Annotated in this window: 12 protein-coding genes; 1 reads left to right on the top strand and 11 read right to left on the bottom strand. The window is 70.0% G+C overall.

What is annotated here, in order from left to right:
* Positions 1-148: 148 nt before the first annotated feature.
* From ACFXJL_RS16600 to ACFXJL_RS16560, 9 genes are all read right to left on the bottom strand, one after another.
* Complete coding sequence (locus tag ACFXJL_RS16600) at positions 149-3,514, bottom strand: FtsX-like permease family protein (protein ID WP_384692935.1); 3,366 nt, start codon at positions 3,512-3,514, stop codon at positions 149-151.
* A 356-nt stretch (positions 3,515-3,870) separates the two neighbouring features.
* Positions 3,871-4,608, bottom strand: a complete 738-nt coding sequence (locus ACFXJL_RS16595; RefSeq protein ID WP_384692932.1) for a DUF3159 domain-containing protein — start codon at positions 4,606-4,608, stop codon at positions 3,871-3,873.
* Between the two features lie 3 nt (positions 4,609-4,611).
* On the bottom strand, positions 4,612-5,040 hold the full coding sequence (locus ACFXJL_RS16590; protein WP_383535821.1) for an OB-fold nucleic acid binding domain-containing protein: 429 nt from the start codon (positions 5,038-5,040) through the stop codon (positions 4,612-4,614).
* 194 nt (positions 5,041-5,234) lie between these two features.
* A complete protein-coding gene (locus ACFXJL_RS16585) occupies positions 5,235-5,924 on the bottom strand; it encodes a response regulator (RefSeq protein ID WP_329024270.1) in 690 nt (229 codons plus the stop codon).
* A 137-nt stretch (positions 5,925-6,061) separates the two neighbouring features.
* Positions 6,062-8,605 carry an ATP-binding protein gene (locus ACFXJL_RS16580; RefSeq protein ID WP_358880334.1) on the bottom strand — a complete coding sequence of 848 codons (2,544 nt, stop codon included), beginning with the start codon at positions 8,603-8,605 and terminating at the stop codon, positions 6,062-6,064.
* 330 nt (positions 8,606-8,935) lie between these two features.
* Positions 8,936-9,667, bottom strand: a complete 732-nt coding sequence (locus ACFXJL_RS16575) for an ABC transporter ATP-binding protein (RefSeq protein WP_384632998.1) — start codon at positions 9,665-9,667, stop codon at positions 8,936-8,938.
* Positions 9,668-9,784: 117 nt separating this feature from the next.
* On the bottom strand, positions 9,785-10,576 hold the full coding sequence (locus ACFXJL_RS16570; RefSeq protein ID WP_329024277.1) for a DUF3710 domain-containing protein: 792 nt from the start codon (positions 10,574-10,576) through the stop codon (positions 9,785-9,787).
* A gap of 1 nt (position 10,577) precedes the next feature.
* Entirely contained in the window at positions 10,578-11,108 is a 531-nt protein-coding gene (gene dut, locus ACFXJL_RS16565; protein WP_329024278.1) for a dUTP diphosphatase, read from the bottom strand.
* Complete coding sequence (locus tag ACFXJL_RS16560; protein WP_358880386.1) at positions 11,108-11,671, bottom strand: PaaI family thioesterase; 564 nt, start codon at positions 11,669-11,671, stop codon at positions 11,108-11,110. Before ACFXJL_RS16560 ends, dut begins: the two co-directional genes overlap by 1 nt.
* Before the next feature lie 103 nt (positions 11,672-11,774).
* On the opposite strand from ACFXJL_RS16560, the gene ACFXJL_RS16555 reads away from it, so the two are divergent.
* Entirely contained in the window at positions 11,775-12,239 is a 465-nt protein-coding gene (locus ACFXJL_RS16555; RefSeq protein WP_384632994.1) for a DUF3093 domain-containing protein, read from the top strand.
* Between the two features lie 92 nt (positions 12,240-12,331).
* Here the strand turns inward: ACFXJL_RS16555 and ACFXJL_RS16550 are convergent, their stop codons facing one another.
* Both ACFXJL_RS16550 and ACFXJL_RS16545 read right to left on the bottom strand, forming a co-directional pair.
* The gene (locus ACFXJL_RS16550) at positions 12,332-13,276 is read right to left on the bottom strand and encodes a hypothetical protein (protein WP_358880331.1); all 945 of its coding nucleotides are present in this window, start codon (positions 13,274-13,276) and stop codon (positions 12,332-12,334) included.
* A gap of 13 nt (positions 13,277-13,289) precedes the next feature.
* The gene (locus ACFXJL_RS16545; protein WP_005310959.1) at positions 13,290-13,586 is read right to left on the bottom strand and encodes a DUF4193 domain-containing protein; all 297 of its coding nucleotides are present in this window, start codon (positions 13,584-13,586) and stop codon (positions 13,290-13,292) included.
* Positions 13,587-13,745: the final 159 nt, after the last annotated feature.

The raw sequence follows: 13,745 nt of genomic DNA, 5'->3' as shown, positions 1-13,745 counted from the left end.
TGCGGTCTGCTCCGGTTCCTCGACCCGGAGCAGACCGTCGTGCAACCGATGGCCGGTCGTACGGACCGATCGGCCGGCCGTTCTCGTCTGCGCATCGGCGGCATCCGATGCATCGGAGCCCCCGGATCACTGCTCACGCGCGACACCGTCATTCGCCTCCTTGCGTGCGCAGCACCACGGTCGACTCACCGCGCCGCAGCGACAGTGCCACCACGATGGCGACGGGCGCGGCGGCCACGGCGGCCAGGAGCAACCACACCCGGTCGGCCGGCAGTTCCACGATCACCGACGGAATCGGCTGGGTGGCCTGACCCGTCAGGACGATCAGCGGAACGACCGCACGGGTCAGCGCCGCTCCCAGCGCGGTCCCGATCACCAGCGCGATGCCGAGGAGGAGTGACTGCTCCAGGGCCAGCAGTCTGGCCAACTGGCGTCGTGGCGCACCCAGCGCCCGGAGGACGGCGAACTCACGGGAGCGCTCGCGCACCGCCCCCGCCGCGGACACCGCGAAGCCGACGGCGGCGAGTGCGGCGGCGGCGAGGGTCGCCGCCAGGAGCGCCGACTGGGGGCCCGCGCCGAGCGGATCGTCATGCAGGGCCGCGGCCACCTCGTCCCGCACCTGGACCTGACTCGGTTCCAGATCGGCGCGTTCGCGCACCTGTGCGGCGACCTCGGCCGCCTGCCCCTGCCGAGGGAACAACCACCACTCGGAAGGCGGCATCGCGGCGTCGGGACGGGTGGCCAGCGCCCGGTTGACGGCCCGCAGATCGATCAACATCGCGCCCCCGTCCGCCTTCGCTGTCGATGCGGCGTCCGCGCCCCCGTCCGTGCTCACGGCGACCTTGTCCTGTCCGGTCGTCGGTATGGCACCCAGCACCCCGGCGAGCCGCACCTTGACCTGGCCGCCGGCCAACGGCAGTTCGACCGTCGCGCCGATCTTGGCGCCGCTGGCCCGGAGGAAGCCCTCGGTCACCAGGGCGGGGACCACCTCCGGCGCCTCCCGTTTGACGGTGATCCGCAAGGTGGCCGTCATATCCGAGCCCCAGGGGTCGTAGGCCGCGATCTTCCCCGTGTGGTAGCGGATGTCGAGCGGTTGCCGAGACGTCGAACGCACCGAGGTGACGGCGGGCGCTGCCTCCGCGTCGTTCGCCGGGTCGACCTCCACGCTGGGGACCGCACGGACCGACCACACGGGCCCCGACGGCAGGGCGACAGGGCGGGACACGCCATCCGCGGTGACCGCGTGGAACGCACCGAACGTCAACCGCTTGGGGACGATCCGGGTCAGCGCCCCGGGTTCGAAGACCTCGATGTCGGTCAGCGCCAAGGGCGCGGCCGGCTTCCCCGACGGAGCCCCCGCCGCCATGGCGAGGTCGAGGGAGACCCGGTGCGCCTTGCCGTCGGCCGGGGGAGCGGTGAGCGGCAGGCGGTACGACACTCCGTAGCGGTCCTCGACGGTGAAGGTGAGGGCCGGCTCCTCGTGCTGCTCCTCGGGCCCGCCCTTCGACGGCCGGTGCAGCGTCAGATCGAACTCCAACCGGGCGATGTCCTCGGGCAGTTCCACCCCCGGACGGGCGTCCTCGTGCGGCTTGAGCATCTCCAGCAGCCGCCACGCGCCGCCCTCCGCCAGATCGCTGCGGAGCTGGATCCCCTCGGTCGCGGCAACCGTGTCGAGCGCCAGCACCGTGGCCCGCCGCCCGCCGGAGAGGCTGACCTCCGTACGGGTCCCGGGAGCCACCGCGGGAGAGCCGGGCAGTTCGTCGTACTGGCCGCCCTGGCCCATGGGGGGAGCGCTGCCACCGCTGAGCACCCGGATCGGAGCGCCCGTGCGGAAGTCCGCCTGATCGTCCTGCGAGCGGTCCCACGACGCGCCCTGTCCGATCGCCAGCATGCCCATGGCGACCGAGAGCACCAGGAGCAGGACGGGGCCCGCACCGCGCATGGGGCGACGGCTGAACTGCCAGCCGGCCAGGGAGGCGGTCAGCCCCTTCCCGCGTGCGGCGCGGCGCTCGGCGAGCCGTGCGGCCGGCGGCAGGAGCCGCAGGGTCAGCACCGTACCGGCGAGCAGCGCCAGCGCCGGGGCCACCACGAGCAGGGGATCGATGCCGAGCCGGCCTTCGCGGTCGCCGCTGAGCGCACCGCTGCCGAGGGTGCGTCGGTCCAACTGCCAGTAGGCGACCGCCGCGACCGCGAGCAGGGCGACATCGGCACCGGCCCGCAGTGGTCCCGGCAGCGTCCTGGCCCTGCCGCGGGCGGCTCGGGCGGCGCTGAGGGCGGGGATCGTCACCGCTGTCGCACACGCCAGCGCGACCGCGGCACCGATGAGCCACAGCTGTGGTGTCGGTCCGGTGTCGCCCAGTTCGTCCCGGAGCCCGATCCTGGCCAGCAGACCGTGGCCGGCGAGCAGTCGGGTCAGCGGGCCGGCGAGCAACGGAGCACAGACGGCGGCCGGCAGGGCCAGCAGCAGTGCTTCCAGGGCGGCGAGGGCGCCGAGCCTGCGTCGGGAGGCCCCACGCGCCACCAGCACCCGGGTCTCGCTGTCCCGTTCCTGGCCCAGCAGTCGGGCGACGAGCAGCAGGGTGTATCCGGCGAGCAGGACCAGTTGCAGGGAGACCAGCAACAGTGTTGCGCGGGACACCAGGAGCGCTCGTTCCAACTGGTCGAGCACGCTCGGCAGCGAGGTACGGGCGACGACGCCGGTCGTCAGCGCGGGTTGGGCGGACAGCAGTTGCTGGCTCTTCCCGGCGGCGCTGCGCAGGTCGTCGATCCGCTCCGCGTCCAATCCGCCGAAGTCGGCCGTGGCGATCCAGGCCAGCCCACCGGGGCGGATACCGCCCGCGGCGAAGCCGCTGGGGTCGACGAGCAGCGGACCGTACGTGGTGAAGACGTCCTTCTTGACCCCCCGGCCGTTCAGTTCGTCGAGCTGCCAGTAGGAGGCGCTGCGGTCCAGCGGCCGATAGGTGCCGGTGACCTTGATCCGTACGGGTGGGCCGCCCATCCGGTCGGTGACCGTGAGGACCCGTGGCCCCGGAGCGAGCTTGAGCTGCTTGGCCGCGGCCTCGGGCAGCGCGACCGGAATCACCTTGCCGGTCCCCGGCGCCGGCCAGGTCCCCGCCGACAGACGGACGTGCGAGCGGTCGACGGCGGCGAAGAGGGTGAGGTCCGGTTCGCCCTTGCGTGCGGTGGGTGACTGGAGCGCCCGGGGCAGGGCGTACGGACCCGAACGTTCGAACGTGCGCAGGGTGACGGGGAGGCCGTCGAAGGCGAGTCGCGCGCCGCGTTGGGCGTCCCGCGCCGCCTCCACCCGGTCCAACTCGGAGTTCTCCGTGGTGATGACCAAGGCCGCAGCGGATGCGTCCCTGGTCTGTAGGGCGTGGCGCAGTCCGGCGTCCGACACGGATCCCGCGAAGGCGGCCAGTGCGGCGAGTACCGAGGTCGTGAGCAGGATGGCGAGGAGCGCCGCCGCCAGGAGCAGTCGATGCCCCCGGGCGCGCAGGAACAGAAACCCCGCCACGACAATCCCCCTGCTGCGCCAGCCCTCGCCCGGTGAGACCGGTAAAGGTGTAGGCCCCCTGAAAGCCTTTTCTACTTTCGGATGCTTTCAGAAGGTGCGTCTGAAGTGGCGATTGTTGCGTAGGAATTGATGAGATCGTGATCGGAGGGAAGTGGATCGGCCAACGAAACCGGCTGATGAGCGGCTTGCGGGTCGGCGTCACGCAAGCCCGTCAGGCAAACCCGTCACGCAAGCTCTTTCGGCCGTGGCCGCACAAGCCCTGGCAGTCGCGGCGATCCTCACGAGAGGGCGCGGCGAACGACGAGGTGCCCGATCCCACAGGGACCGGGCACCTGAAGTGCGTCCTATACCTCGTCCTATACCTCGGGCCGCTGAGCAGCCGCCGCCTTGCGCTCCTTCTCGGCGCGCTCCTGCTCCTCCATCTCGGCGAAGACATCGATCGGCGGGGGAGCCTTCGCCAGGAACAGCCAGGTCAGATAGACGGCCAGCAGCAGTGGTGGGATCTTCAGCGCCACCAGGACCCAGCCCAGTTGGGTGGTGTCCGCCCACCAGTAGAGCGGGAAGAGGATGGCGCACTTGGCGAGGAAGATCAGACCCCAGGCCCAACTCGCCTTGGCATAAGCCTTCTTGCGGCCGGGGTTGCGGGTCCGCCAGGAGAGGTTCTCCTTGAAGATGGGCCCCAGGATCAATCCCACCAGCGGCACACCGCACAAGGTGGTGATGATGTAGGCGAGTGCGGTGCCCAGCGTGTAGAGCATTCCGGGCAGATAGAAGTCCTTGGCATTGCCCGTCATCATCGCGAAGACGACGCCGAAGGCCACCCCGAAGACACCGCTGAACGCGTGCTTCACGGTGTCCTTGCGCACCAGTCGCACTCCCACCAACAAAAGGGAGACCGTCAGCGCCGCGATGGCGGAGACATGGAGATCCCTATTGATCGTGTAGATCGTGACGAACAACAGTCCGGGCAGAACGGTCTCCACCATGCCCCGAACGCCACCGAACGCCTCGGAGAGCGCCGCCTCCGTGACTGCTTTGGAGTCGTCGTCCTGCTGCGGGTCGTTCGTGGTGGTCGGTTTGTCGAGAGACGTCACCGGCTACTCCTGTCCGAGTGGTCGGAGTTCGTATTTGGGATTGAACAGCACACGGCGGCCGTGGCTCATCGAGATCCTGCCGGACGCTATGAGCCTGCGGCCGGGCTCGATGCCGACGATCGCGCGGCGACCGAGCCAGACGACATCCAGCGGAGCGCTGCCGTCGAAGAGCTCCGCCTCCAGGGCGGGCACCCCCGCACGTGGCCTGAAGGTGACCGTGCGCAACGTACCAGTGACCCTGACGATCTGCCGGTCACCGCACTCGGCTATGCGAACGCACCCCGACGCCTGGGCGTCCTCCCGCAGCTCCTCGGACTCCAGGTCCTGCTGTGAGCTGGAAAGCCGGTCGAGCATGCGGCGAAAGCGACCGGTCGGCCTCGCGGCTCTGCCGTCCTTCGCTGAACCACTCTCCGAGCGGGGTGTTGCACTCATGGAGCAAGCGTACCGGCCACTGCCGACACCTTCCCGGGACCCCGACCGGACGGTGAGGGACGACACCGACCCGTTCCCCACGGAAGGAGGACGCCGAGGACGTCATCCACGACTGTACGGCTGCGCCCGGCCGCCCCGGTGGCGCCCCGGGCCGATCCGAAGGCCGTATGCGGCCCCGAGCGCACGCGACCCGCTCAGAATCGCTCGAACCGGTATCCCATGCCAGGCTCGGTGACGAAATGGCGCGGATGCGAGGGGTCAGCCTCCAGCTTGCGCCGCAGCTGCGCCATGTAGACGCGCAGGTAGTTGGTCTCGGTCCCGTACGAAGGCCCCCACACCTCCTGCAACAGCTGCTTCTGGCTGACCAGCCGGCCGGTGTTGCGCACCAGGACCTCCAGCAGATGCCACTCGGTCGGGGTCAGTCGGACATCGCGTCCGTCCCGGTGGACCTTCTTGGCCGCCAGGTCGACCGTGAACCCCTCGGTCTCCACGACCACCACGTCGTCGTCCCCACCGCCGACCGGCTCCGCCCGCCGCACCGCTGCCCGCAGCCGTGCCAGTAGCTCGTCCATGCCGAAGGGCTTGGTCACATAGTCGTCGGCGCCCGCGTCGAGCGCCTCGACCTTCTCGTCCGAGGTCTGCCGGGCGGAGAGCACCAGGATCGGTACGCGCGTCCACCCCCGCAGTCCGCGGATCACCTCGACACCGTCCATGTCGGGCAGGCCCAGGTCGAGCACGACCACGTCCGGGTGGCGCGCGGCGGCCAGCTCCAGGGCGGTGGCACCGTCCGGTGCGGCATCCACCTCGTACTTGCGCGCCTTGAGGTTGATCACGAGCGCTCGAACGATCTGCGGCTCGTCGTCGACTACCAGCACCCTGGTCATGGCGGGCCTGCCTTTCTGCATCGTCGACTGAGCGACTGTCGTCCCGTCGGGGGCCGGGTGTCGTGCAGGCACGACACCGACCGCTGCTTCCACCGTGCGTCCGCCCGCTGCTTCCACCGTGCGTCCGCCCGGAGCGTTCATGAGGTGACCTGGGCGGGCAGGTCACCGCTCACCGGTTCCAGCCCGGGGGCGGCCTTCAGCGTGAGGACCATGGTCATGCCACCGCCGGGTGTGTCCTCCGCGGTCAGGGTGCCGCCCATCGCCTCGGTGAACCCCCGGGCGACGGCGAGGCCAAGACCCACCCCGGCGCCGCGCGGAGCGTCCCCGTACCGCTGGAACGGTTCGAAGATCCGTTCCTTCTCCTCGTCCGGAACCCCGGGGCCACGATCGGCCACCCGTACCTCCACCCTGTCGCCCAGTGCGCTCGCGGCCACCGTGACGGCCGTGTCGAGGGGGCTGTACTTGACCGCGTTCTCCACGATGTTGGCGACGGCACGCTCCAGCAGCCCCCGGTCGACGGCCACCATCGGCAGCGACTCCGGAATGTCCAGCTCCACGCTCTCCACCGGCACCGACACCAGAGCCATCGGCACCACCTCGTCCAGATCGGTCACCCGGATCAGTGGGGTCACCGTGCCGGTCTGGAGCCGGGACATGTCCAGCAGATTGCCGACGAGGTGGTCCAACCGGTCGGCGCCGTCCTCGATGCCGGCCAACAACTCCGCCTCGTCGTCGTCGGACCAGGCCACGTCGTCCGACCGCAGCGAGGTCACCGCCGCCTTGATGGCCGCCAGGGGAGTGCGCAGATCATGGCTGACCGCGGCGAGCAGCGCCGTACGGATGCGGTTGCCCTCCGCGAGCGCCCGCGCCTCCTCCGCCTCGTCGACCAGCCGCTCCCGGTCGAGGACGACCGCGGCCTGGGCGGCGAACGCGGCCAGGACCCTACGGTCCTCGGCGGGCAGCACCCGGCCCGAGAGCGCGAGTGCCATGTGGTCGCCCACCGGCATGTCCACGTCGGCGTCCTCCGGGCGCACGACACAGCGGGGTCCCACACTGCCGGCGATCGTCCATGGGTCGATGTCCCCCGCGCGCTCCAGCAGGGCGACCGACTCCATGCCGAACGTCTCCCTGACCCTTTGGAGCAGGGCGTCCAAGGTGGTCTCGCCGCGCAGCACACTGCCGGCGAGGAAGGAGAGGATCTCCGACTCGGCGCGCAGCCTGGCCGCCTGATGGGTCCGGCGGGCCGCCAGATCGACCACGGACGCCACCGCGACCGCCACCGCGAAGAAGATCACGATGGCCACGATGTTCTTGGGGTCGTAGACGGTCAGGGTGCGCACCGGGGGAGTGAAGTAGAAGTTCAACAACAGGGAACCCACCGCAGCGGAGGCGAGGGCGGGCAACAGACCGCCGAGGAGCGCCGACAGCACGGTCAGGAAGAGGAAGAGCAGCACGTCGTTGGCGAGCCCCAGCGAGTCACCCATGGCCGTGAGCAGCAGTGACAGCAGGATTGGGGCGACCACTCCCACCAGCCAGCCCGCGATGATCCTGGTACGGCCCAGCCGTGCCCCACGGGCTACGGGCAACCCGCGCCCCTTGCCCGCCTCGTCATGGGTGACGATGTGGACGTCGAGGTCGGGCCCCGAGTCGCGGGCGACGGTGGCGCCGACTCCGGGGCCGAAGATGTACTGCCACGCCTTGCGGCGGCTGGACCCCAGGACGATCTGGGTGCCGTTGACGCCACGGGCGAACTCCAGCAGGGAGACCGGAATGTCGTCACCTATGACGTGGTGGAACGTTCCGCCGAGGTCTTCGACCAGGGTCCGCTGCACCGCCAGTTCCTTGGGCGACGCCGAGGTCAGACCGTCGCTGCGGGCGATGTAGACCGCCAGGATCTCGCTGCCCGAGCCCTTGGCCGCCATCCGGGCCGCCCGACGGATCAGGGTGCGGCCCTCCGGCCCGCCGGTGAGCCCCACCACGATGCGCTCCCGGGCCTGCCAGGTGGAGCGGATGTTGTGTTCGCCGCGGTACTGCTGGAGGTACTCGTCGACCCGGTCCGCCACCCAGAGGAGGGCCAGCTCCCGCAGGGCCGTCAGATTGCCGGGGCGGAAGTAGTTGGACAGGGCCGCGTCGACCTTGTCCGAGGTGTAGATGTTGCCGTGCGCCATCCGCCGCCTGAGCGCCTGGGGTGTCATGTCCACCAGCTCGATCTGCTCCGCCCGGCGCACCACCTCGTCGGGCACGGTCTCCCGCTGGCGCACCCCGGTTATCGACTCGACGACATCGCCGAGCGACTCGAAGTGTTGGATGTTCACCGTCGTGATGACATCGATGCCCGCGACCAGCAGCTCCTGGACGTCCTGCCAGCGCTTGGCGTGACGGGATCCGGGCACGTTGGTGTGCGCCAACTCGTCCACCAGGGCCACCGCCGGCGACCGCTCCAGTACGGCGTCGACGTCCATCTCGGTGAAGACGGATCCCCGGTACTCGATCTGCCGGCGCTGGACCTGCTCCAGCCCGTGCAGCATGACCTCGGTACGGGGACGGTCGTGGTGCTCCACGAAGGCCACCACGCAGTCCGTGCCGCGCTCGACCCGGCGATGGGCCTCGGACAGCATGGCGTAGGTCTTGCCGACGCCCGGTGCCGCGCCGAGATAGATCCTGAGCTTGCCGCGTGCCATGGCCTCATTGTCTTTCAGAAACAGCTGGGTGCGCTGTCATGACCATACGGCGGTGGAATCGGGCATTTCGGGCCAGGGGGGTGCCTGAGCGGCGGATTTGACGTGATTCTGATGCGGTGGGGACGCTGCGCCGCATCCGTGGTCGACGGTTCGCGCAGACCCCGTTCCCGCCCGACCCCGGGTGCACCGCGCATCCCGTGGGCCCGTGACCGACCGTCCCTGGCCCCGCTCGTGCCCGCCGCCCTGCCAGGCTCCACCTGCGCGGCCCCGCCTGCCCGGCCCCGCCCGGTGGGACTACGCGCCCGGTGGGACTACGGACATCACACCGGGTCAGCCCTCGGTGATCTCTCCGTCACTGAGTTCGATCACCCGGTCCGCCAACCCCAACAACTGTGCGTCATGGGTGGCCACCAGGGCGGTCACACCCTCGCCCCGCACCACTGCCCGCAGCAGTTCCATCACGGCGAGCCCCGTGTCGGCGTCCAACTGGCCGGTGGGCTCGTCGGCGATCAGCAGGGCGGGTCGATTGGCCAGTGCACGGGCGATGGCCACGCGCTGCTGCTGCCCGCCGGAGAGCTCCCCGGGGCGTTGGGCGGCGTGGTCCGCGAGGCCCACCAGCGAGAGCAACAGCTGAACCCGGTCCTCCCGCTCGCGCTGGCGCGTCTTGCGCAGCCGCATCGGCACGCCCACGTTCTCGGCGGCCGACAGGATCGGGATCAGTCCGAACGCCTGGAACACGAACCCGATGCGATCACGACGCAGCTCCAGGAGCTGCTTCTCGCCCAGTCCCGCCAGTTCGATCCCGTCGACGACGATGCGTCCCTCGTCGGGGGAGTCGAGGCCGCCGACCAGATTGAGCAGGGTCGTCTTGCCCGAACCTGATCTGCCCTTGAGCGCCACCAACTCCCCGCGACCTATCTCGAAGGAGACACCCCGCAGCGCGTGGACGGCCGCGGCACCGGATCCGTACGAACGGTGCAGGCCCTCCACCCGCACCATCGGACCCTGGGCCGGTTCATCGGCCAGTGCCGTGCTGCCGCGGGCTCCTGTGCTCTCGGTCATGAAGCGCGCCCTTCGTACGGGGGTTCCGGTTCGATCTCGGAACAGTACGAGAAAACACCGCTGGGTCGCACTCCCCAGGGAAGTGCGACCCACCGGTCCGAGCTGTTCAGGAGCGCGTCAGCGCACCTCGGTGATCTCCGGGCCGCGCTGGAGCTGCCCCATGCCACCGGAGAAGCGCGAGCCCTCCTGCTCCTCCTGCTGGACGCCCTCGGGCACCATCTGTGCGTCGTCGGGCAGCTTCAGGACGATCGGGTCGCGCGGCGCCATGGGTCCTTCGCCACGGACGACGACGGTGTCCTTGAAGATCTGCTCCAGCAGACCGGCCGCCTCCGGCTGCACGGCGCCCTGGCCGGAGATCACACCCCGCAGGAACCACCGCGGACCGTCGACCCCGATGAAGCGCACCAACTGCACCCCACCGGTACCGTCGGGCAGCTGCACGGGCACCTGGGCCCGCAGCTCCCAGCCCAGCGGACCTTCGACCTCGTCGATGATGCCGCCCTGCTGGGTGATGCCGGAGGCGATCTCCTCGCGGACCTCGCCCCAGATGCCTTCCTTCTTCGGCGCTGCGAACGCCTGGAGCTGTACGGCGCTGTCGCGCAGCACGACCGTCGCCGCGACGATCGCATCGCCGGCGACCTCGACCCGCAGTTCCATGCCCTCGACCCCGGGCACGAACAACCCACCGAGATCGACACGGCCCTCATCGGCCTTGGAGACCTCGGAGAGGTCCCAGGGGCCGTCCGGCCGTGGCGCGGGCGGCAGGTTCACCCGACGGCCCTTGCCCGGGGCGTCCTCAGTGCCATCAGCATCGTCAGCGTTCTCCGAGTCGAGCTCGGCGACCTGCTCGGCCTCGGCCGCTGCGTCCGCGTCCCCCGCGGAACCACTCTTCTTGCGACGTCCGAACACGTCACTGTCCTTCCCGGTCGGATACGACGGAAGCGTATCGATTCCCACCCGTTGAGCCGTCCACAGCGGCATGACCGCCGGTGGACCCGAAGCCCCCCTCGGCCCGTGCCGAGCCGGGAAGCTCCGCCACCTCGTGGAAGCGCACCTTCTCGACCTGCTGGACAACCAGTTGGGCAATCCGGTCAAATCGCTCGAACCGCACCGTCTCGTGCGGGTCGAGATTGACCACGATCACCTTGATCTCCCCACGGTACCCGGCATCAATCGTCCCCGGGGCATTCACGAGTGCTACGCCGCAGCGGGCCGCCAGTCCGGAGCGCGGATGGACGAAGGCGGCGTACCCGTCGGGAAGCGCGATGGCGACCCCGGTCGGCAGCACGACGCGCTCACCGGGAGCGAGCTCGGCGCTCTCACAGGTGACGAGGTCCGCACCCGCGTCCCCGGGGTGCGCGTACGAAGGCAGCGGCACCTCCGGGTCCACTCGACGGATCAGCAGGTCCACGGGGCTGTTGTGGTCGGACGTGCGGGACATCAGGGATTCACCTCGAAAGCGCGTACGCGTCGGATCTGGTCGGGGTCGGACATGGCGGCCTGGATCTCCGCGGGCCGGCCGTTGTCGATGAAGTGGTCGACCTTGACCTCGATGAAGAGGGCCTTGGCGCGTACGGCGACGGGTCCGTCCGGGCTGCCGATGCGGCCCACGGCACTGGAGTAGATCTTCCGACCGGCGACCGCTGTGACCTCCGCCTGGAGGAAGAGCTGGGTGTCCACCGGCACCGGTCGCACGAAGTCCGTCTCCAGTCGGCCGGTGACGGCGATCGTCCGCAACAGCCAGTTCAGCGACCCGAGCGTCTCGTCCAGTGCGGACGTGAGGACCCCGCCGTGTGCCAGTCCCGGCGCCCCTTGGTGCGCCGGCCGTACGGTGAACTCGGCGGTGATGCTCACGCCGTCGCCCGCCCGCGCTTGCAGATGCAGACCGTGCGGCTGGGCCTCTCCACAACCGAAGCAGTGGTCGTAGTGCGAGCCGAGCAGCTCACCGGGGGCGGGGGCGTCGGGGTGCCGCACCGGAGGTATGGCGTCGGCCGGGGGGACCATGGCCGGATGGCTGGGACTCGACCCCCGGGAATTCTCAGTGCTCACAGGCGCAGACCTTACCCGCGTGACCGGCCCGCAGCCGCACCGTGCCAAGCTAGTCGGCATGCAGCCCTCCGCCCCTGGCGCCACGGCCGTGCGCTACGAAGAACGTCTGACCGCTCCGCCCACCTGGTGGGCCCTGACCCTGCTGGCCGGCGTCTCGGGCGGTCTGGTCACACTCCCCCTCGGTGTCCTTCCCATGCTCGGCGGTCTGGCCGGCGGCGCACTGCTGACCGCGGTCCTGGTGAGCTCCTACGGATCCGCTCGGATCCGGGTGGTCACCGGGTCGCTGGTCGTGGGTGACGCCCGCATTCCGCTGAGTGCGCTGGGGGAGCCGGAAGTCCTGGACGCTCAGGAAGCGGTCGCCTGGCGCTCCTACAAGGCGGATCCACGGGCCTTCATGCTGCTGCGCAGCTACATTCCCACGGCCCTGCGGATCGAGATCACCGATCCGGCCGACCCGACGCCGTACGTCTACCTCTCGACCCGTGATCCACAGGGGTTGGCCGACGCCCTCCGCGGCGCCTGACCGAACCGGCCCGGGGCGCTCTCGGGCCGCCCGGTCGCGCCGGGCGCCGGTCTCGATGCCGGCTCCTTGCCCTGGCCGTCCGGCGGAGTGGCTCAGCCCTCCAACTCGTAGGGCTTCTTCAGGTGCTCCAGTGGCTGCGCGGGCTGCTCCAGTGGCGGCAGCGACGGCAGTGCGTCCCAGGGGACCTGCCGAGTACGGAGATCCTTGCGGATCCGGTCCGCGAGGTGCCGGGTGTCCCGGCGGTTCATCACGGCTCCGACCGCCGCGCCCACCATGAACGGAATCAGGTTGGGCAGGTTGCGGATCATCCGCTTCATGATCTGTTGGCGCAGCTCGCGTTTGAGCCCGCCGCTCATGGCGGCGTTCTTGTACGTCGACGGCTTGGTCACGTCGACGCCGCGCTCGTCCGACCAGGCGGCCAGATAGGCGCTGCTGCGCTCTTTGAGACTGCCCGGGGGCCTCAGGCCATAGACCTCGTGTAGTTCGGCGATCAGCTTGAGCTCGATCGCGGCAACGCCGGTGATCTCTGCCGCCAGCTCAGCGGGCATTGCGGGCGGTACGGGCAGCATCGCGGCAGCGCCCACACCGGCGCCCACCGTCGCCGTGGCATTGGACGCGCCCGCGACCAGCTTGTCAGCGAGCTGTTCGGGACCCAGTCCGGGGAATTGCCCTCGCAGGGTCGCGAGGTCACGCACCGGCACGCGCGGTGCGTTCTCGATGATCCGGTCGGCGATGTAGCCCACGGCCGCCTTGGCGCCCTCGCTGCTTCTCCGCACGCCGTTGCGCACGGAAGCCAGCCGCCCCGGCCGACTCGACCCGTGGGGCCGGTCAGCCGTGTCGCGCGGGAGTGCTTCGAGCGAGGCTGAAGTGTCTCGCCCGCCTTCTCCCGCACCGTAGGGCAGGAGGGCGGACGAGTCCGTGTCGGAGGGCGTACTGCCCTCGTCCGGTCCCGTACCGCCCGGGTACGCCTCTGCGGGCGCCTCCGACGGCTTCTGACGTCGGAAGCGTCGCTTCCTGGACGGTGTTTCGCCTGCCACAGCCGACCGGACCTCAGTCGCAGTCGCGGCAGATCGGCTGGCCGTTCTTCTCACGGGCCAGCTGACTGCGGTGGTGTACGAGGAAGCAGCTCATGCAGGTGAACTCATCGGCCTGCTTGGGCAGCACCCGGACGGCCAGTTCCTCATTGGAAAGGTCCGCGCCGGGCAGTTCCATGCCCTCTGCTGCTTCGAACTCGTCGACGTCGACCGTAGATGTCGACTTGTCGTTCCGTCGTGCCTTCAGCTCTTCAAGGCTGTCGGAATCGACGTCGTCATCGGTCTTACGTGGGGTGTCGTAATCCGTTGCCATGTCGCTCTCCCCCTCTGGGTGATTTCGGTGTCTCCAGCGCACGTAACGCGTGAGAGGCCGGACTTGTGCCCGACCTGAGGCGGAGATTTTGCCTCACATCAAGGTCTGTTACTCAATCGACACCCAACCGGATTCCCCGATGGTGATCAGGTTGGATGG

It is taken from the genome of Streptomyces sp. NPDC059256, from assembly GCF_042753785.1.
Taxonomy (GTDB): Bacteria; Actinomycetota; Actinomycetes; order Streptomycetales; family Streptomycetaceae; genus Streptomyces.
Note: the sequence above shows the minus strand (reverse complement) of the source record. Positions and strands in the feature narration are given on the sequence as shown.